17 protein-coding genes and 1 pseudogene are annotated in these 20,103 nt (G+C 70.8%); 15 read left to right on the top strand and 3 right to left on the bottom strand.

The window, feature by feature from the left end; all coding sequences use genetic code 11:
• Positions 1–1,219: pseudogene (locus HET64_RS21900) on the top strand (export associated protein); the annotation flags it as partial.
• 242 nt (positions 1,220–1,461) lie between these two features.
• Entirely contained in the window at positions 1,462–2,481 is a 1,020-nt protein-coding gene (locus HET64_RS21905; RefSeq protein WP_215108121.1) for a TerC family protein, read from the top strand.
• Between the two features lie 141 nt (positions 2,482–2,622).
• Here HET64_RS21905 and HET64_RS21910 read toward each other — a convergent pair whose 3' ends face one another.
• Both HET64_RS21910 and HET64_RS21915 read right to left on the bottom strand, forming a co-directional pair.
• On the bottom strand, positions 2,623–3,279 hold the full coding sequence (locus HET64_RS21910; RefSeq protein ID WP_215108123.1) for an MBL fold metallo-hydrolase: 657 nt from the start codon (positions 3,277–3,279) through the stop codon (positions 2,623–2,625).
• 10 nt (positions 3,280–3,289) lie between these two features.
• Positions 3,290–3,979 carry a maleylpyruvate isomerase family mycothiol-dependent enzyme gene (locus tag HET64_RS21915; RefSeq protein ID WP_215108125.1) on the bottom strand — a complete coding sequence of 230 codons (690 nt, stop codon included), beginning with the start codon at positions 3,977–3,979 and terminating at the stop codon, positions 3,290–3,292.
• A 176-nt stretch (positions 3,980–4,155) separates the two neighbouring features.
• Here HET64_RS21915 and uvrA point away from each other — a divergent pair, with 176 nt between their 5' ends.
• Together uvrA and HET64_RS21925 are read left to right on the top strand one after the other, a co-directional pair.
• Positions 4,156–7,197, top strand: coding sequence for an excinuclease ABC subunit UvrA (gene uvrA, locus HET64_RS21920; protein WP_215108127.1), 3,042 nt, complete (start codon positions 4,156–4,158; stop codon positions 7,195–7,197).
• 349 nt (positions 7,198–7,546) lie between these two features.
• Complete coding sequence (locus tag HET64_RS21925; protein ID WP_032790784.1) at positions 7,547–7,975, top strand: Rieske (2Fe-2S) protein; 429 nt, start codon at positions 7,547–7,549, stop codon at positions 7,973–7,975.
• Between the two features lie 91 nt (positions 7,976–8,066).
• Here the strand turns inward: HET64_RS21925 and HET64_RS21930 are convergent, their stop codons facing one another.
• The gene (locus tag HET64_RS21930) at positions 8,067–8,993 is read right to left on the bottom strand and encodes a hypothetical protein (RefSeq protein WP_215108128.1); all 927 of its coding nucleotides are present in this window, start codon (positions 8,991–8,993) and stop codon (positions 8,067–8,069) included.
• A 227-nt stretch (positions 8,994–9,220) separates the two neighbouring features.
• Between HET64_RS21930 and HET64_RS21935 the strand changes: the two genes are divergently transcribed.
• The 11 genes from HET64_RS21935 to HET64_RS21985 form a co-directional block, all read left to right on the top strand.
• On the top strand, positions 9,221–9,835 hold the full coding sequence (locus tag HET64_RS21935) for a papain-like cysteine protease family protein (RefSeq protein WP_215108129.1): 615 nt from the start codon (positions 9,221–9,223) through the stop codon (positions 9,833–9,835).
• A gap of 4 nt (positions 9,836–9,839) precedes the next feature.
• The gene (locus HET64_RS21940; protein ID WP_215108130.1) at positions 9,840–10,769 is read left to right on the top strand and encodes a hypothetical protein; all 930 of its coding nucleotides are present in this window, start codon (positions 9,840–9,842) and stop codon (positions 10,767–10,769) included.
• A gap of 131 nt (positions 10,770–10,900) precedes the next feature.
• On the top strand, positions 10,901–12,901 hold the full coding sequence (gene uvrC / locus HET64_RS21945) for an excinuclease ABC subunit UvrC (RefSeq protein ID WP_215108131.1): 2,001 nt from the start codon (positions 10,901–10,903) through the stop codon (positions 12,899–12,901).
• Entirely contained in the window at positions 12,898–13,875 is a 978-nt protein-coding gene (rapZ, locus tag HET64_RS21950; RefSeq protein WP_215108132.1) for an RNase adapter RapZ, read from the top strand. The genes uvrC and rapZ overlap by 4 nt, the downstream gene beginning before the upstream one ends.
• Entirely contained in the window at positions 13,872–14,906 is a 1,035-nt protein-coding gene (gene yvcK / locus HET64_RS21955) for a uridine diphosphate-N-acetylglucosamine-binding protein YvcK (protein WP_007448516.1), read from the top strand. The genes rapZ and yvcK overlap by 4 nt, the downstream gene beginning before the upstream one ends.
• Complete coding sequence (gene whiA / locus HET64_RS21960; protein ID WP_003969868.1) at positions 14,897–15,886, top strand: DNA-binding protein WhiA; 990 nt, start codon at positions 14,897–14,899, stop codon at positions 15,884–15,886. The genes yvcK and whiA overlap by 10 nt, the downstream gene beginning before the upstream one ends.
• Before the next feature lie 216 nt (positions 15,887–16,102).
• Positions 16,103–17,113, top strand: a complete 1,011-nt coding sequence (gap, locus tag HET64_RS21965) for a type I glyceraldehyde-3-phosphate dehydrogenase (RefSeq protein WP_103535505.1) — start codon at positions 16,103–16,105, stop codon at positions 17,111–17,113.
• A gap of 326 nt (positions 17,114–17,439) precedes the next feature.
• Positions 17,440–18,651, top strand: coding sequence for a phosphoglycerate kinase (gene pgk, locus HET64_RS21970; RefSeq protein ID WP_215108133.1), 1,212 nt, complete (start codon positions 17,440–17,442; stop codon positions 18,649–18,651).
• Positions 18,652–18,657: 6 nt separating this feature from the next.
• Positions 18,658–19,434, top strand: coding sequence for a triose-phosphate isomerase (tpiA, locus tag HET64_RS21975; RefSeq protein WP_215108135.1), 777 nt, complete (start codon positions 18,658–18,660; stop codon positions 19,432–19,434).
• A gap of 116 nt (positions 19,435–19,550) precedes the next feature.
• Positions 19,551–19,787 (top strand): preprotein translocase subunit SecG, encoded by a 237-nt coding sequence (gene secG / locus HET64_RS21980; protein ID WP_003969872.1) that lies wholly within the window; start codon positions 19,551–19,553, stop codon positions 19,785–19,787.
• Between the two features lie 109 nt (positions 19,788–19,896).
• A partial coding sequence (locus tag HET64_RS21985) for an RNA polymerase-binding protein RbpA (protein WP_215108137.1) occupies positions 19,897–20,103 on the top strand: 207 nt, incomplete at its 3' end.

Below are 20,103 nucleotides of genomic sequence, written 5' to 3' on the forward strand. Positions count from 1 at the left end.
CATCAACTACGCGCACCCGCGCCGGCAGCACGCCGCGCCCCCGTCGCCCCCGCCCACCGCGCCTCCGGCCCAGCCCGGACAGGCCGCGCAGCCGGTCGCCGGGGACGCCACCGGCTGGTCGATGGACGAGCGGCTCTACAACCAGATCTGGGGCATGTTCGAGGACCTGGCCCGCGCCGTCGCCGCCTACCGCAGCGCCGTGGACTTCGCCGAGTCCCGTATGGACCAGGAGCTCGACCGGGCCCTGTCCGACCCGCGCAACCGGATCGGGGGTGCGGGCGACCGTGCCCGCGAGGGGGCCCGCGCCAAGCGCGACGAGCTGGCGTCCCGGGCCAGGGAGGCCCTCGACCGCGATCTGGCCCAGCTGGCCGCCGAGGCGGCCGTCGTCGAGCCCGCGCTCCCGGCCGCGTACGCCGGCTGGGGCAACCCCGTCTGGCACGCCCACCGCGTCCCCATGGAGATACCGATGGCGCTGCGCGTCGGCGACCTCCACCTTCCCGAGCGCCCCGACCTGCGTATCCCGCTGCTCGTCCGGCTGCCGCTGGAGCGCGGGATCTGGGTGGACAGCGGACGGACGGCGTCCGAGGCGGCCGCCCTGACGGACACGGACCGGCTGCGCCGGCTCGCCATGGAGACCGCGGTCGCCCACGCGGCGCGGCTGCTCGCGGTGTATCCCCCCGGTGAGTTCGCGGTGCACGTCATCGACCCGGCGGGCGCCGCGGCCGGCCCGCTCGCGCCGCTGGTCGACGCGGGCGTCCTCGCCGGACCGCCCGCCGCCGGACCCGGGGGAGTGGCCTCGGTCCTCGCCCACCTCACCCGGCGGGTGGACCTGGTGCAGATGGCGGTGCGGGCCGGGGCGGCCGATTCGCTCCCGCCCGATCTGGACACCGGCGAGCAGCTCCTGGTGGTCAACGACTTCCCGCACGGCTTCGACGACCGGGCCGTCACCCAGCTCCGCTACCTCGCCGACGAGGGCCCGGCGGTCGGGGTGCACCTCCTGATGGTCGCGGACCGGGAGGAGGCGAGTGCGTACGGGCCGGTGCTCGACCCGCTGTGGCGTTCGCTCTTGCGGATCACCCCGGTAGCCGACAGCCACCTCGCCGATCCGTGGGTCGGGCACGCCTGGACGTACGAGCCGTTGGCGCTACCGCCGGGCAGCCGTGTCCTGGAACAGGTGCTCGCGGCGGTGGCAGCCGCTCGCCGGGCGGCCGGCCGTTGACCGAGCAGGCAGTCTCGACCTGCGGTTTTGACGAACTCTTTACCCTTTTCTTTACCTTTCCTTGGTGATGCCTGTACTGTTCGGGGAACGGAGGGGAGTACTCCTTACGCGACGTCCCGTCAATACGGACCGTTATCGGTCCCGGGGCGCCGGTCCAGGCACGCGTATCGCGTGCAAGGGTGGAAGAGACCTCCGGCAGCGACGACGCTGATCAGTAGCCGTAGCGAACTGCCGGAGGCGCAGTGGACGTTTCATGGACCGTATGGGTCCTTACCATCGTTGGTCTGTCAACTTTGATCGCCGTCGACTTCTTCATCGGGCGCAAGCCCCATGACGTGTCGACCAAGGAAGCCGGAATCTGGACGATCGTCTGGATCGCGCTGGCCGTTCTCTTCGGAGCCGGCCTCATGGTCTTCGGCGAGAGCCAGGCCTCCGGCGAGTTCTTCGCAGGATTCATCACCGAGAAGTCGCTGAGCGTCGACAACCTCTTCGTCTTCGTGCTGATCATGGCGAAGTTCTCGGTGCCCTCACACCTCCAGCAGCGCGTGCTGCTGATCGGTGTGCTCATCGCCCTGGTGCTCCGGGCGATCTTCATCGCCGCCGGCGCCGCCGTGATCGCGAACTTCTCGTGGGTGTTCTACATCTTCGGCGCGTTCCTGATCTACACCGCCTGGAAGCTCATCCAGGAGGCGCGGGCCGACGAGGACGACGAGGACTGGGAGGAGAACCGCCTCCTGAAGTCCATCGAGCACCGCTTCGGCGTCGCCGACAAGTACCACGGCACCAAGCTCTTCATCCGCAACAACGGCAAGCGCGTCATGACCCCGCTGATGGTGGTCATGCTCGCCATCGGTATGACCGACGTGCTGTTCGCGGTGGACTCCATCCCGGCGATCTTCGGCCTGACCCAGGACCCGTACATCGTCTTCACGGCCAACGCGTTCGCCCTGATGGGTCTGCGCCAGCTGTACTTCCTCATCGGCGGTCTGCTGAAGAAGCTGGTCCACCTCAGCTACGGCCTGTCGGTGATCCTTGGCTTCATCGGCGTCAAGCTGGTGCTGCACGCCCTGCACGAGAACGGCGTGCACGTGCCCGTCGTGACCATCCCGTTCTCCCTCGCCGTCATCGGCGGTGTCCTGGTGATCACCACGATCACCAGCCTCATCGCCAGCAAGAAGACGGCCGCGGCCGAGGCGGAGGAGGCCCGGAAGGCGGAGGCCGCCGGACCGTCCGAAGAGGAGAGCAAGAGCGTCAGCAGCTGACCCGGGGCCGCCCCGGGCGGCACAGGGACACACCGGCAGCGGCCGGGGCGGGAACGGCGAAGGCCGTCCGCCCCGGCCGCTGCCGTGTATGCGTACGAGGGGTATGCGCCGACGAGAGGCGCGCGGGGGCGCCCGCGTGGCCTACCAGCCGCGGGCGCGCCACTCGGGCAGCTGGGGCCGCTCGTCGCCGAGCGTTGTGTCGTGCCCGTGGCCCGGATAGACCCACGTCTCGTCGGGCAGCCGGCCGAACAGCTTCGTCTCGACGTCGTTCAGAAGGCTGGTGAAGGCCTCGGGATCCTGACGCGTGTTCCCGACTCCGCCGGGGAAGAGGCAGTCCCCGGTGAAGAGATGCGGGGCGCCGTGCGGGTCGTCGTAGATCAGGGCGATGGAGCCCGGGGTGTGACCGGCCAGATGGCGGGCGGTCAGCACGACCCGGCCGACGGTGATCGTGTCGCCGTCCTCGACCAGGACGTCGGTCGGGACCGGGATGCCCTCGGCGTCGTAGCGGCCCGCGTACGTCCGGGCGCCGGTTGCCCCGACCACCTGGGCCAGAGCCTGCCAGTGGTCCCCGTGCCGGTGCGTGGTGACGACGGAGGCGATCCCGTCGTCACCGATCAGCGCCAGTAGCGTCTCCGGCTCGGCGGCCGCGTCGATCAGCGCCTGCTCGCCGGTCGCCCGGCAGCGCAGCAGATAGGCGTTGTTGTTCATCCCGCCGACGGCGACCTTGGAGATCATCAGATCCGTCAGTTCGTGCACGCTCGCCGGTCCGCCGACCTTCACCGCTCCGCTGTACGTCATACGGCTCAGCCTATAGCGGGGGCAGCGCGGGCAACGGGCCGCCGGCCACGGTCAGGGCGGAGCCGTCACGGCGTCCGCAGAGCCAGCCCAGCAGCTCCACGGCGGGCCCCTGCACCGTCACCAGTTCGCTCGGCGGGCCGCCGCCGGTGCTCCAGGTGCGGCCGTCGAGGTCGGTCAGCCCGGTGGCGGGCACGCCGTCGTTGCCCAGGAAGCGATCGGCGAGGAAGGCGATCTCCCGCTCCACGAACTCGGCGGGCAGGTCCTCCAGCTCGTAGCCGATGTCGAGGTCGACGTGGTGCAGTTCCACCTCGACCCAGCGACGGAAGGGGACCCGGGCCGCGGAGTCCGTCACCCCGTTGCGCAGGGTGACCGTCCGGGTCCAGTCGGCCGGTTCGGCGGAGACCGCCAGGAACGCGTCCGCGGTCTGCCGCAGATCGGCCAGCTGCTCGGCCGCCGGGCGGGGGGCGCCGACGGCGATGTCCGCGTCCCGGGTTTCGCTGCTCGCGTACATCGGGAGGCCCCGGAGAACATTTCCGATCGCGTCGGCGTTACGTGACAGGTGGGCCAGCACATGGCCCCGGCTCCATCCGGGAAGCCGTGACGCCCCGGCGACCGAGGCGTTGTCCAGTTTGCCGACTGCGTCGAGCAGTCGTTCGGTCGCTTCGCGTACAGCTCCCAGGTCGTGCGCGTGATCAATCATGCGGCCGAGCCTAGCTCTGCCACTCATTCGGGTGAAGGAGTCCGAGGGCGGCCGTAAATCGAATGTGCGTGCTATACGCTCGGAATCGAAAGCTTCTTACACCGCTGTGGCGCCCCCCATACCCTGGGAGAGGGGCTCAGTTCCCCCCGCTTCTCTCTAGAAAGGTGCGGACCGGCGTGGCCGACCGTCTCATCGTCCGTGGCGCGCGCGAGCACAACCTGAAGAACGTCTCGCTCGACCTGCCCCGCGACTCCCTCATCGTCTTCACCGGGCTCTCCGGGTCGGGCAAGTCGTCCCTCGCGTTCGACACGATCTTCGCCGAGGGGCAGCGCCGCTACGTCGAGTCGCTCTCCTCGTACGCCCGGCAGTTCCTCGGCCAGATGGACAAGCCGGACGTCGACTTCATCGAAGGTCTCTCGCCGGCCGTCTCCATCGACCAGAAGTCGACCTCGCGCAATCCGCGCTCGACGGTCGGCACCATCACCGAGGTCTACGACTACCTCCGGCTGCTCTTCGCCAGGATCGGCAAGCCGCACTGCCCCGAGTGCCATCGCCCCATCTCCCGCCAGTCGCCGCAGGCCATCGTCGACAAGGTCCTCGGCCTGCCGGAGGGCAGCCGCTTCCAGGTCCTCTCGCCGCTGGTGCGCGAGCGCAAGGGCGAGTTCGTCGACCTCTTCGCCGACCTCCAGACCAAGGGCTACAGCCGGGCCAGGGTCGACGGCGCCACCATTCAGCTCGCCGAGCCGCCCACGCTCAAGAAGCAGGAGAAGCACACCATCGAGGTGGTCGTCGACCGCCTCACCGTCAAGGACAGTGCCAAGCGCCGCCTGACCGACTCGGTCGAGACCGCGCTCGGCCTCTCCGGCGGCATGGTCGTGCTCGACTTCGTCGACCTCCCCGAGGACGACCCCGAGCGCGAGCGGATGTTCTCCGAGCACCTCTACTGCCCGTACGACGACCTCTCCTTCGAGGAGCTGGAGCCGCGCTCCTTCTCCTTCAACTCGCCTTTCGGCGCCTGCCCCGACTGCACCGGCATCGGCACGCGCATGGAGGTCGACCCGGAGCTGATCGTCCCGGACGAGGAGAAGTCCCTCGACGAGGGCGCGATCCACCCCTGGTCCCACGGCCACACCAAGGAGTACTTCGGCCGCCTGATCGGCGCGCTCTCCGAAGCCCTCGGCTTCCGTACGGACATCCCCTGGGCGGGGCTGCCGCAGCGGGCCAAGAAGGCCCTGCTCTTCGGCCACAAGATCCAGACCGAGGTCCGCTACCGCAACCGCTACGGGCGCGAGCGCGCCTACACCACCCCCGCCTTCGAAGGCGCGGTGCAGTTCGTCAAGAGGCGCCACACCGAGGCCGAGAGCGACTCCAGCCGGGAGCGGTTCGAGGGCTACATGCGCGAGGTGCCCTGCCCCACCTGCGAAGGCACCCGGCTGAAGCCGATCGTGCTCGCGGTGACGGTCATGGAGAAGTCCATCGCGGAGGTCTCCGCGATGTCGATCAGCGAGTGCGCCGAGTTCCTCGGCCGCCTCAAGCTGAACGCCCGCGACAAGAAGATCGCCGAGCGGGTGCTCAAGGAGGTCAACGAGCGGCTGAAGTTCCTCGTCGACGTCGGCCTGGACTATCTGTCGCTGAACCGCGCGGCCGGCACCCTGTCCGGCGGCGAGGCCCAGCGCATCCGGCTGGCGACCCAGATCGGCTCCGGCCTGGTCGGCGTGCTGTACGTCCTGGACGAGCCGTCCATCGGCCTGCACCAGCGCGACAACCACCGGCTCATCGAGACCCTGGTCCGGCTCCGCGACATGGGCAACACGCTCATCGTCGTCGAGCACGACGAGGACACCATCAAGGTCGCCGACTGGGTCGTCGACATCGGCCCCGGCGCGGGTGAGCACGGCGGCAAGGTCGTCCACTCCGGCTCGCTCAAGGAACTCCTGGCCAACAAGGAGTCCATCACCGGCCAGTATCTATCCGGCAAGCGGTCCATCACGACCCCCGACATCCGTCGCCCGGTCGACCCGGCCCGCCGTCTCACCGTGCACGGCGCCCGGGAGAACAACCTCCAGGACATCGACGTCTCGTTCCCGCTCGGCGTCCTCACCGCCGTCACGGGCGTCTCCGGGTCCGGGAAGTCGACGCTGGTCAACGACATCCTCTACACCCACCTGGCCCGCGAGCTGAACGGCGCCAAGTCGGTCCCCGGCCGCCACACCCGGGTCGACGGCGACGACCTCGTCGACAAGGTGGTGCACGTCGACCAGTCGCCGATCGGCCGGACCCCCCGGTCCAACCCGGCGACGTACACCGGAGTCTTCGACCACGTCCGCCGGCTCTTCGCCGAGACGATGGAGGCGAAGGTGCGCGGCTATCTGCCGGGCCGCTTCTCCTTCAACGTCAAGGGCGGCCGCTGCGAGAACTGCTCCGGCGACGGCACGATCAAGATCGAGATGAACTTCCTGCCCGACGTGTACGTCCCGTGCGAGGTCTGCCACGGAGCGCGCTACAACCGGGAGACCCTGGAGGTCCACTACAAGGGCAAGTCCATCGCCGAGGTGCTGGACATGCCGATCGAGGAGGGCCTGGACTTCTTCGAGGCCGTCCCCACGATCGCCCGCCACCTCCGTACGCTCCATGAGGTCGGCCTCGGCTATGTGCGGCTCGGCCAGTCCGCGCCGACCCTCTCCGGGGGTGAGGCGCAGCGCGTCAAGCTGGCGAGCGAGCTCCAGAAGCGCTCGACCGGACGCACGGTCTACGTCCTGGACGAGCCGACCACCGGTCTGCACTTCGAGGACATCAGCAAGCTGATCACCGTGCTCTCGGGCCTGGTGGACAAGGGCAACACGGTCATCGTCATCGAGCACAACCTCGATGTCATCAAGACCGCCGACTGGGTCGTCGACATGGGCCCCGAGGGCGGCAACGGCGGTGGCCTGGTGGTGGCCGAGGGGACGCCGGAGCAGGTCGCCTCGGTCCCCGCCAGCCACACCGGGAAGTTCCTCCAGGGAGTCCTGGACGCGGACCGCATCAGCGAGGCCGCGGTGCCCTCCGGGCGGGGAACGGCCCGCAAGACGGCCGCCCGCAAGACCGCCCCGGCGAAGAAGACGGCCGCCGCGGCCAAGAAGGCCGCGGCGACCAGGGCGAACGCCACGGGCGCCAAGGCGGGCACGGCCAAGGCCGCCGCCACCGCGAAGAAGACCACCCGCGCCCGCAAGGCCTGAACGGGGCCCGAGCGGTCGCCCGGACCGGCAGCCGCTCGCCCCTAGGGTCTGTCCGGCCATTCCCGCCCTCCTCACGACGCCGTGCGGGCCATGGCGGGAACGGCCGGACAGGCCTTCGTCGACGACGGCGGCCCCCACAGCACGAAGGGGGCCGCCGTCGCCCGTCCGGGCAGGCGCTCCGGCCCGGTCGCAGGGCTTCCGATCCCCGCCGGTATCGTCGGTTCTGTCACCGGCACGCGGGGCCGCCGTCGCCGCCCCGCCCTGTCCGGCGACGCGGATCCGCCGTGATCCACCCCATGACGACCAGCCCCACCGTGATCCACCCCGAACAACAACCCGTGGAGTCCGCATGCCCGGCCTGCCCGCCGCCCGCCGTACCGTGCTGAAGGGCGCCGCGCTCGCCGGCGCCGCCGGGCTGGGAGCGGCCGCCTGCTCCACCGAGTCCAAGCTCGGCCACGCCAAGAACCCCACCCCCACCGCCCCCGTCGACCTCGGGGCCGCCTCCGAGGTGCCCGTCGGCGGGGCGAAGCTCTACCGCGAACAGCGCGTGGTCGTCGTCTGCCCGGCGAAGGGCGAGTACAAGGCGTTCAGCGCCCAGTGCACCCACGGCGGCTGTGTCCTGGACAAGGTCGAGGGCACCGAGGGCCACTGCCCCTGCCACGGCAGCCGCTTCGACATGACCACCGGCAAGCCGGTGAAGGGCCCGGCCACCGTGCCGCTGCCCGCCGTCCCGGTCACCGCCGAGGGCGGAAAGCTCGTCGCGGGCCCCGACGCCTGACGCGCGACAGCGCCTCGACGCGTCATCGCGGTCCGGCGCCCCACACGTAGCCGGGCCCCGGCGCCCGAAGGCCGGCCGTCGGGTCGAGGCCTCAATCCCAGTCCCAGTCGACCCCGATCAGGCCGGGCCGTACGCTCTCCTCCACCAGGTGCACGGTCCGGTGCCGGCCGGTCAGCGTGAGGTCCTCGCGGGCCCCGCGCGCCGCCCCCGCCGACGCCTGGGCGAACCGGCGGCACCGCACCGGGAGCGCCGCCTCGTCGAAGCCGACCTGAAGCACGTACTGCCCGCCCCCGAAGGTGAAGCCGCGCACATACTCTCCGCCGGCCCCGCCCGTGCCGTCCTCGAAGCCGTAGCCGAAGAGGTACGTCTCACCGGACCGCAACCGGGTGTCGAAGAGCAGCTCCGCCACCAGCACCCCGGCGTCCAGGTCCCAGCGGACCCGGCCCGTCCGGCAGTTCTCCAGTGACCTCACCGCGATCCGCGACGGGTCGCAGCCCGGGTCGCCCCGGTGGACCGCGAGGTAGCGGTCGACGCCGTCCCGGTGCGCGCGCACCACATGCTGCGACGTGCGGCCCGCCAGCTCGCGCCGCGCCCCGATCCGTACCCGCTCCTGGTGCCCCACGGTGTGCAGGCCGCCGTCCACGGGTGACTCCATCGCCGCGAGGAGCCGCTCCACCGAGCCCGACGCCTCCATGAGCGACCGGTACGAACGGGCCGCCGGACGGTCCCCGTCCGCCGGGGCGTCACCGTCGCGCAGCAGCCGCAGCAGCGAGTCGTCCGGCAGCGCGAGCACCTCCTCCAGCGCCCGAACGGCCCGCAACGACTCGGCCCGCCGGGGCCGGCGCACCCCCTGCTGCCAGTAACTGAGGCTGGTCACCCCGAGCTTGACGCCCCGGTGCGCCAGATGGTGCTGCACCCGCTGGAGCGGCAGCCCGCGCACCGACAGAGCGGTGCGCAACGCCAGATGGAACGGTCCGGTCCGCAGCACCTGCGCCAGTTCGGTCTCGGTCTGCCGCATGGCGGGCCTCCGGTGAACGTTCACGTGGGGAGTGGCGACACCGGCCCCCGGGGGATGCGGGGGAGCAGGTGACCGGGACAGCGCCGTTCACACGGACGCCGTGCCGTTCACACCGTGATGTCACCTCGCATTGAAGCGTGTTGACCTGCTCCGGACAACGCCGGATGCTCATCGTCAGCGTCCGGACGCGCTCCTCCGATCCCCACCCCCGCATTGGGAGGAACGCCATGCGCAACCGAAGAGTCAGGCCCGGAAGGTTCTCGTTCACCGCCCTCCTGGCCGCCGTCCTGCTCGCCGTCCCCGCGGGCACCGCCACCGCCACCGCCGCCCCGTCCCCGGACGGGGCGGGCTCCACCGTCGCCGCCGCCCAGCGGCTCAACATCACCATGCAGGCGCAACAGCAGACCAACTGGTGCTGGGCGGCCGGCGGCAACACCATCGCCGCCTGGTTCGGCCGCGGCTACTCCCAGAACCAGTTCTGCAACGCCGCCTTCAACCGCAGCCAGAACTCCCAGTGCCCCAACTCGCAGGCCACTCTCGGCAACGTCCAGACCGGACTGTCCTGGGCCGGGGTCAGGCCCGGCAGTTACGTCACCGGCTGGCTGCGGTACCCGACCGTGCAGGCCGAGATATCCGCCCAGCGCCCCATCGAGACCCGCATCCAGTGGTCGTCCGGCGGCGGCCACATGCACGTCATCTACGGGTACGACGACGCCAACAGCTGGGTCTACTGGGGCGATCCGTGGCCCTCCAGCGACCGCTACAACTGGGCCTCGCACGCCTGGTACGTCAACAACAACGAGTTCTCCTGGACCCACTCGCTCTACCGGATCGGGGCGTGAGGTCATGAACTCCACCACCCGGCGCATCGCCGTCGCCACCGCCCTCACCGGCGCCGCCCTGTTCACCGCCGCCGCTCCCGCCCTCGCCGACGACGGCCGGGCGGCCCCGCCGAGAGCGACCGCCGCCACCCTCGCAGCGGCCCACGAGGCCGCCACCGAGCCCGCGACCCTGGACACCCTCTCCCGGTTCTTCGCCCGGGAGGGCGCGGTGAGCAGGGCCGCGAGCGCACCCCGTATCGAGGGGAAGGCCGTTCCCGTCCGCACGCTCTCCGCCGCCTTCGTCGCCGGAAAGCCCGGGGCCGCCCCGAGCACCCTGGACTACCTGGCCAGCACCGCCGTCTCCTCCGACGGCCAGAAGGCCTCCCTGTGGACCGTCCCCGGGACGGACGGGGGTGACCGGTGGCAGGTGGTGAACATCGCCACCGGTGACGACGAGGCCCGATACGTCGCCCAGGGGGCCCGCGCGCTGCCCGGCGGCACCGTGTTCCGCGAACCGCAGATCGACGCCTGGTACGTCCACAGCGGCTCCCGGGTCCTCCCGCTCGACCAGGACGCGAAGACCGCCGTGGGAGCGAAGGGCACCACGCTCGACGCCTACCGGACCCGGGTCCAGGAGGCGTACGGCGACAAGCTGCCCGGCTCCGGATACGCCCGCTCCGGCAAGGCCGGCGGCTACGGCCCCGACGCGGTCACCGGCACCGGGGGAGCCCCGGCGGCCGCCCCCGGCCCGGTCCGGGGTCCGGCCGCGGACCCGGCCCCGGACACCGCCGGCAGCCCCGCGCTCGCCGGCCCGGCGTCCGGTTCGCCGGACACGGCCCTGACCGCCGTGTCCACGACCGCCGGGGCCGGGGCACTGCTCGCCCTGGCCCTCTGCGGGGCCGCCGCGCTGCGCCGCCGGAACCGTGCCGGGCGATCCCCGGCCACGGACGCCTGAGCGGCGGCTCCACCGGCCCACAGGCCCGCGCTCCGGGGTGCGAACACCCCACGGCACCCCGGAGCGCGGTACCGCCCCCGGCAACACGTGAGGACGACGCGCTGTCACTGCCCGCAAGTAGGGTGTGAGACATGGCAGACCCCTCCAGCTACCGCCCCAAGCCGGGACAGATCCCCGACTCCCCGGGGGTCTACAAATTCCGCGACGAGCACCGCCGGGTGATCTACGTCGGGAAGGCCAAGAACCTGCGCCAACGCGTGGCCAACTACTTCCAGGACCTGGCCCATCTCCATCCGCGTACGCGCACGATGGTCACCACCGCCGCCTCCGTCGAGTGGACGGTCGTCTCCACCGAGGTCGAGGCGCTCCAGCTGGAGTATTCCTGGATCAAGGAGTTCGACCCCCGGTTCAACGTCAAGTACCGGGACGACAAGAGCTACCCCTATCTCGCGGTCACGCTCAACGAGGAGTTCCCCCGCGTCCAGGTCATGCGCGGCGCCAAGAAGAAGGGCGTGCGCTACTTCGGTCCGTACGGTCACGCCTGGGCGATCCGCGAGACGGTCGACCTGATGCTCCGCGTCTTCCCCGTCCGCACCTGCTCCGCCGGGGTCTTCAAGAACGCCGCGCGCACCGGCCGCCCCTGCCTGCTGGGTTACATCGGCAAGTGCTCGGCCCCCTGCGTCGGCCGGGTCACCCCCGAGGAACACCGGGAGCTGGCCGACGACTTCTGCGACTTCATGGCCGGCCGCACGGGCACGTACATCCGCCGCCTGGAGAAGGACATGATGCAGGCGGCCGAGGAGATGGAGTACGAGCGGGCGGCCCGCCTCCGCGACGACGCCGAGGCCCTCAAGCGGGCCATGGAGAAGAGCGCCGTCGTCCTCGCCGACGCCACCGACGCCGACCTGATCGCCGTCGCCGAGGACGAGCTGGAGGCCGCTCTCCAGATCTTCCACGTGCGCGGCGGCCGGGTGCGCGGCCAGCGCGGCTGGGTCACCGACAAGGTCGAGGCGGTCGACACCTCCGGCCTCGTCGAGCACGCCCTCCAGCAGTTGTACGGGGAGGAGCGCGGCGACGCCGTCCCCAAGGAGGTCCTGGTCCCCGCCCTGCCCGAGGACGCCGAAGCGGTCTCCCAGTGGCTCGCCGAGCGCCGGGGCTCCCAGGTCAGCCTGCGCATCCCGCAGCGCGGCGACAAGAAGGACCTCATGGTCACCGTCCAGCGCAACGCCCAGCAGGCGCTCGGACTGCACAAGACCAAGCGCGCCTCCGACCTGACCACCCGTTCCCGCGCCCTGGAGGAGATCGCCGAGGCGCTGGGCCTGGACACCGCGCCGCTGCGCATCGAGTGCTACGACATCTCCCACCTCCAGGGCGACGACGTGGTGGCCTCCATGGTCGTCTTCGAGGACGGCCTCGCCCGCAAGAGCGAGTACCGCCGCTTCCAGATCAAGGGCTTCGAGGGCCAGGACGACGTCCGCTCGATGCACGAGGTGATCACCCGCCGTTTCCGCCGCTACCTGAGCGACCGGGAGCGCACCGGCGAGTGGACCGAGGAGCAGGACGCCACGGAGGGCGGCGAGGTCACCGCCTCCCTCACCGACGAGGACGGCCGCCCCAAGCGGTTCGCCTACCCGCCGCAACTCGTCGTCGTCGACGGCGGGCAGCCCCAGGTGGCCGCAGCCAAGCGCGCCCTGGACGAGCTGGGCATCGACGACATCGCGGTCTGCGGCCTCGCCAAGCGCCTGGAAGAGGTCTGGCTCCCCGATGACGACGACCCCGTCGTCCTGCCCCGCTCCAGCGAGGGCCTCTACCTCCTCCAGCGCGTCCGGGACGAGGCCCACCGCTTCGCCATCACCTACCAGCGGGCCAAACGCGCCAAGCGCTTCCGCAGCAGCCCCCTCGACGACGTGTCCGGCCTCGGCGAGACCCGGAAGCAGGCCCTCATCAAGCATTTCGGCTCGGTGAAGAAGCTCCGGCAAGCGACAATCGACGAGATCTGTGAGGTTCCCGGGATAGGGCGAAGGACGGCGGAGTCGGTGGCCGCCGCCCTCGCCTCGACCACTCCCGCGGCACCTGCCGTGAACACGGCCACAGGAGAGATCATTGAAGAGGACGACGGGGGCAGCTCATGACCGAGAACAGCCACGAGACCGCACGGAACACCGCGGAAACCGACATCGACACCGACCGAGCAGACGGAGCAGCAGACGTGAGTACGAGCACCCCGAACGAGACGGGTGAGGCGGCCATCCCCGAGCTGGTGATCATCTCCGGGATGTCGGGCGCCGGCCGCAGCACCGCCGCCAAGTGTCTGGAGGACCTCGGCTGGTTCGTCGTCGACAACCTGCCGCCCGCGCTGATCCCCACCATGGTGGAGCTCGGCGCCCGCTCACAGGGCAACGTGGCCCGGATCGCCGTCGTCGTCGACGTACGCGGCCGGCGCTTCTTCGACAACCTCCGCGAGTCCCTCGCGGACCTGGAGGCCAAGCACGTCACCCGGCGGATCGTCTTCCTGGAGTCCTCCGACGACGCTCTCGTGCGCCGCTTCGAGTCCGTCCGCCGGCCGCACCCCCTCCAGGGCGACGGCCGCATCGTCGACGGCATCGCGGCCGAGCGCGACCTGCTGCGCGAGCTGCGCGGCGACGCCGACCTGGTCATCGACACCTCCAGCCTCAACGTGCACGAGCTGCGGGCAAAGATGGACGCCCAGTTCGCGGGCGAGTCGGAGCCGGAGCTGCGCGCCACGGTGATGTCCTTCGGCTACAAGTACGGCCTGCCCGTCGACGCCGACCTGGTCGTCGACTGCCGCTTCCTGCCCAACCCGCACTGGGTCCCCGAGCTGCGCCCCTTCACCGGCGTCAACGAGGAGGTGTCCGACTACGTCTTCGACCAGCCGGGCGCCAAGGAGTTCCTCAACCAGTACACCGAGCTGCTCCAGCTGATCGCCGCCGGCTACCGCCGCGAGGGCAAGCGGTACGTGACCATCGCCGTCGGCTGCACCGGCGGCAAGCACCGCTCCGTCGCCATGTCGGAGAAGCTCTCGGCCCGCCTCGCCGCCGAAGGGGTCGAGACCGTCCTCGTCCACCGCGACATGGGGCGAGAGTGACCGGACGCAATCTGCGGATGCGACGCCTGAGCCGCGCCACCTCGGCGCTCTCCGGCCGCAAACGCGGTGCTCAGCCCAAGGTCGTCGCGCTCGGCGGCGGCATGGGGCTCTCGGCTTCCCTGGCGGCGCTGCGCCGGATCACCGGCGATCTCACGGCCGTGGTCACCGTCGCCGACGACGGCGGCTCCAGCGGCCGGCTGCGCGAGGAGCTGGGCGTGCTGCCCCCCGGCGACCTGCGCAAGGCGCTCGCCGCGCTGTGCGGCGACGACGACTGGGGCCGCACCTGGTCCCGGGTCATCCAGCACCGCTTCGAGTCCAAGGGCGACCTCCACGAGCACGCGGTCGGCAATCTGCTGATCGTGGCCCTCTGGGAGCAGCTCGGCGACCACGTACAGGCGCTCGACCTGGTCGGCAAGCTGCTCGGCGCGCACGGGCGGGTGCTGCCGATGTCGGCCGTCCCGCTGGAGCTCCAGGCGCTGGTCAAGGGCCACGACCCCGACCTCCCCGACGCGATCGTCACCGTGCGCGGCCAGGCCACGGTGGCGCTCACGCCCGGCGAGGTGCAGTCCGTGCACGTGGTCCCGCCCGACCCGCCGGCCGTCCCGGAGGCCGTGGAAGCGGTCCTGGACGCCGACTGGGTGGTGCTCGGCCCCGGCTCCTGGTTCTCCTCGGTGATCCCGCACCTGCTCGTGCCGGAACTGCTCGACGCGCTGGTCACCACGAAGGCCCGCAAGGTCCTCTCGTTGAACCTCGCACCCCAGCCCGGTGAAACAGAAGGCTTCTCACCGCAGCGTCATTTGGAGGTTTTGGGGCGACACGCCCCTAAACTCGCCTTGGACGTGGTGCTGGCCGACGAGGCCGCCGTGCCCGACCGTGAGTCACTCGCCGATGCCGCCCTACGGCTCGGAGCCGCGGTCGAGCTGGCGCCGGTGGCATCGCCCGACGGCGTTCCGGTCCATGATCAGGAGCTGTTGGCCGCCGCGTACGACCGTATTTTTCGGATGCATGGAAGGATCGGCCCATGGCGATGACGCCAGCGGTGAAGAACGAAATCTCTCATCTTCCCGTCACCCGGACCTGCTGCAGGAAAGCAGAGGTCTCGGCGATTCTTCGGTTCGCGGGCGGCCTGCACCTGGTGAGCGGGCGGATTGTGATCGAGGCGGAGCTGGACACCGGCAACGCCGCCCGCCGCCTCAAGCGCGACATCCTGGAGATCTTCGGGCACAGCTCGGAGCTGATCGTGATGGCCCCCGGCGGACTGCGCCGCGGCTCGCGCTTCGTCGTACGGGTGGTGGCGGGCGGCGACCAGCTGGCCCGCCAGACCGGTCTCGTGGACGGCCGCGGCCGTCCGATCCGCGGGCTGCCCCCGCAGGTGGTCTCGGGGGCCACCTGCGACGCCGAGGCGGCCTGGCGCGGAGCGTTCCTGGCCCACGGCTCGCTCACCGAGCCCGGCCGCTCCTCCTCGCTGGAGGTCACCTGCCCGGGGCCGGAGGCGGCTCTCGCCCTGGTCGGGGCGGCGCGCCGGCTCTCCATCGCGGCCAAGGCCCGCGAGGTGCGCGGCGTGGACCGCGTGGTCGTCCGCGACGGCGACGCGATCGGCGCCCTGCTGACCCGGCTCGGCGCGCACGACGCGGTGCTCGCCTGGGAGGAGCGCCGGATGCGGCGCGAGGTCCGCGCCACGGCCAACCGGCTCGCCAACTTCGACGACGCGAACCTGCGCCGCTCGGCCCGCGCGGCGGTCGCCGCCGGGGCCCGGGTGGGGCGCGCGCTGGAGATCCTCGGCGAGGAGGTCCCCGAGCACCTGGCCGCCGCGGGACGGCTCCGCATGGAGCACAAGCAGGCCTCCCTGGAGGAGCTGGGCGCGCTCGCCGACCCGCCGCTGACCAAGGACGCGGTCGCCGGCCGGATCCGCCGGCTGCTGGCGATGGCCGACAAGCGGGCCCAGGACCTGGGTATCCCGGGGACCGAGTCGACCCTCAGCGAGGAGCTCGCCGACGGCCTGGTCGGCTGACTCGTCGACGGGCAGGGGACGTTGGTCCCGGCGGGGCAAACGGAGGTCCGTACTCCTACTGACGAGTACGGATCTCCACGCGTATCCGGTGGCGTGCGGTGGCCCTCTCGATGTCACCCCCGGGCCCTCGGAGAGGTAGGGTCGGAAGCGGTCGGGGACATCCCTATACAACTCGCCGGCGTCGAAAACCGGCGTACCTAACGAGGAGATCGGTTCGTGACGATCCGCGTAGGCATCAACGGCTTCGGCCGCATCGGTCGCAACTACTTCCGCGCGCTGCTCGAGCAGGGTGCGGACATCGAGATCGTGGCTGTCAACGACCTGGGTGACACTGCGACCACGGCCCACCTGCTGAAGTACGACACCATTCTGGGTCGTCTCAAGGCAGAGGTCAGCCACACCGCCGACACCATCACCGTCGATGGTCACACCGTCAAGGTGCTCTCGGAGCGCAACCCGGCCGACATCCCCTGGGGTGAGCTGGGCGTCGACATCGTCATCGAGTCGACCGGCATCTTCACCAAGAAGGCCGACGCCGAGAAGCACATCGCGGGCGGCGCCAAGAAGGTCCTCATCTCGGCTCCGGCCAAGGACGAGGACATCACCATCGTGATGGGCGTCAACCAGGACCAGTACGACGCGGCCAACCACAACGTCATCTCCAACGCCTCCTGCACCACCAACTGTGTGGCGCCGATGGCCAAGGTTCTCGACGAGAACTTCGGCATCGTCAAGGGCCTGATGACGACGGTCCACGCGTACACCAACGACCAGCGGATCCTGGACTTCCCGCACTCGGACCTGCGTCGCGCCCGCGCCGCCGCCGAGAACATCATCCCGACCACCACCGGCGCCGCCAAGGCCACCGCCCTGGTCCTCCCGCAGCTCAAGGGCAAGCTCGACGGCATCGCGATGCGCGTCCCGGTCCCGACCGGCTCCGCCACCGACCTGGTCGTCACCCTCCAGCGCGAGGTCACCAAGGACGAGGTCAACGCCGCGTTCAAGAAGGCCTCCGACGACGGCGCCCTCAAGGGCTTCCTGACGTACACCGAGGACCCGATCGTCTCCTCGGACATCGTCGGCGACCCGTCGTCCTGCACCTTCGACTCCTCCCTGACCATGGTCCAGGAGGGCAACACGGTGAAGATCCTCGGCTGGTACGACAACGAGTGGGGCTACTCCAACCGCCTCGTCGACCTCACGGTCTTCGTCGGCGAGCAGCTCTGATCCTCGGGCCGGCAGGCACATCGATGTAAGCGAAGGGGCTCGACCGGCGCAACGGAGCGCGGGTCGAGCCCCTAGGCCGTGTCGACAGACTGCCGTCTGCCGCCCGGCGTCCGGCACGCACGCTCGCAACGTTGCCGGAATGGCCAAGTAGCTCCTCCCCAGGCTCTCAGCTCCGCTCGAGCGGGGGAGGCCACGTTCGAGGCCATTCCGGCGCCTTGCGATCGCACGCACCAGACGCCGCGCGGCCCGGCCTCCGGCCGGACGACGGCAGTCTGCCGACACCGCCTAGCATGCTCATCGGTCCTTCCAAGGAGTAAACGGAACAGATGAAGACGATCGACGAACTTCTCGCCGAAGGGGTCGCGGGCAAGCGGGTATTCGTCCGTGCCGACCTCAATGTGCCGCTGGACGGCACCACGATCACCGACGACGGCCGTATCCGCGCCGTCGTCCCGACGATCGCCAAGCTCGCCGAGGCCGGCGCGCGCGTCGTCGTCGCCTCGCACCTCGGCCGCCCCAAGGGCGCCCCGGACCCGGCCTTCTCGCTGGCGCCCGCCGCCGCACGCCTGGGCGAACTCCTCGGAGCCGAGGTCGCCTTCGCCACCGACACGGTCGGCGAGTCCGCCCGCGCCGCGGTCGCCGGCCTCGCCGACGGCCAGGTCGCGGTCATCGAGAACCTCCGCTTCAACGCCGGCGAGACGTCCAAGGACGACGCCGAGCGCGGCGCCTTCGCCGACCGGCTGGCCGAGCTCGCGGACGTCTACGTGGGCGACGGCTTCGGCGCCGTGCACCGCAAGCACGCCTCGGTCTTCGACCTCCCGGCCCGGCTCCCGCACTACGCGGGCTACCTCATCGCCACCGAGGTCGGCGTCCTGAAGAAGCTCACCACCGACGTCAAGCGGCCGTACGCGGTCGTCCTCGGCGGCGCCAAGGTCTCCGACAAGCTCGGCGTGATCGACCACCTGCTGGAGCGGGCCGACCGCATCCTCATCGGCGGCGGCATGGCGTACACCTTCCTCAAGGCCCAGGGCCACGAGGTCGGCAGCTCGCTGCTCCAGGAGGACCAGGTCCCGGCCGTCCAGGAGTACCTGCGACGGGCCGAGGAGAAGGGCGTGGAGTTCGTCCTCCCCGTCGACGTCGTGGTCGCCCCGTCCTTCCCGGACCTGAAGACCAAGGCCCCGGCCCACCCCACCACCGTCGCCGCCGACGCCATGCCGGCCGGCCAGATGGGGCTGGACAACGGACCGGAGACCAACAAGCTCTACGCATCGAAGCTCGCCGACGCGGCCACCGTCTTCTGGAACGGCCCGATGGGCGTCTTCGAACACCCCGACTTCGCCGACGGCACCCGAGCGGTCGCCCAGGCGCTCGTCGACTCGTCGGCCTTCAGCGTCGTCGGCGGTGGCGACTCCGCCGCGGCCGTTCGCATCCTGGGCTTCGACGAGAATGCTTTCGGACATATTTCGACCGGTGGCGGCGCGAGCCTCGAATACCTCGAGGGCAAGACGCTTCCCGGGCTCGCCGCACTGGAGGACTGACCTTTCATGACCACCCGCACCCCGCTGATGGCGGGCAACTGGAAGATGAACCTCAACCACCTCGAGGCCATCGCCCACGTCCAGAAGCTCTCCTTCGCCCTGGCCGACAAGGACTACGAGGACGTCGAGGTCGCCGTCCTGGCGCCCTTCACCGACCTGCGCTCCGTGCAGACCCTGGTCGACGGCGACAAGCTGAAGATCAAATACGGCGCCCAGGACATCTCGGCGCACGACTCCGGCGCGTACACCGGTGAGATCTCCGGCCCCATGCTCGCCAAGCTGCGCTGCACGTACGTGGCCGTCGGTCACAGCGAGCGCCGCCAGTACCACGGCGAGAACGACGAGATCTGCAACGCCAAGGTGAAGGCCGCCTTCAAGCACGGGCTGACGCCGATCCTCTGCGTCGGCGAGGGCCTGGACATCCGCAAGGCCGGTGACCAGGTCTCCTACACGCTCGCGCAGCTCGACGGCGCGCTGAAGGACATCCCGGCCGAGCAGGCCGAGACCATCGTGATCGCCTACGAGCCGGTCTGGGCCATCGGGACCGGCGAGGTCGCCACCCCCGAGGACGCCCAGGAGGTCTGCGGCGCGATCCGTGGCCGGCTGGCCGAGCTGTACTCCCAGGAGCTGGCCGACGCCGTCCGCATCCAGTACGGCGGCTCGGTGAAGTCCGGCAATGTCGCGGCCATCATGGCGCAGCCCGACGTGGACGGCGCCCTCATCGGCGGCGCCGCGCTGGACACCGACGAGTTCGTCAAGATCGTCCGCTTCCGCGACCAGTGAGTATGCGGTAGCGCGGATCCGTCGTACCCTTGCGGGGGCCGGAGGGGCTAGCCGCCCTTCGGCCCCCGGTGTACGTACACGCAGTAGTCAAGAATTCCGGAAAGTAGGGACCAGCCGTGGTTTTGGCGTTCCAGATCGCTCTGATCGTCTTCAGCCTGCTGCTGATGCTGCTGGTGCTCATGCACAAGGGCAAGGGTGGCGGCCTCTCCGACATGTTCGGTGGCGGAATGCAGTCCTCCGTCGGCGGCTCCTCGGTCGCCGAGCGCAACCTCGACCGGATCACCGTCGTGGTCGGTCTGGCCTGGTTCGCGTGCGTCGTGGTCCTCGGTCTGCTCGTCAAACTGGACAGCTGACCCGTCTCCGCGCATACCGGTGACGGTGTGACTCCTTCCACTGGACGCGCGTCGGGCCTTACGTAGACTGGGGCATCGCTCGAGCACCATCACGCAGGGAGTTACGACCGTGGCAAGTGGCAACGCGATCCGGGGAAGCCGGGTCGGAGCGGGGCCGATGGGGGAGGCCGAGCGTGGCGAGTCCGCGCCCCGCGCCCGCATCTCCTTCTGGTGCTCGAACGGGCACGAGACGCAGCCGAGCTTCGCCCATGACGCGCAGGTGCCGGACACCTGGGACTGCCCGCGCTGCGGCTTCCCGGCCGGCCAGGACAAGGAC

The organism is Streptomyces sp. McG3, assembly GCF_018619185.1.
Classification (GTDB): Bacteria; Actinomycetota; Actinomycetes; order Streptomycetales; family Streptomycetaceae; genus Streptomyces.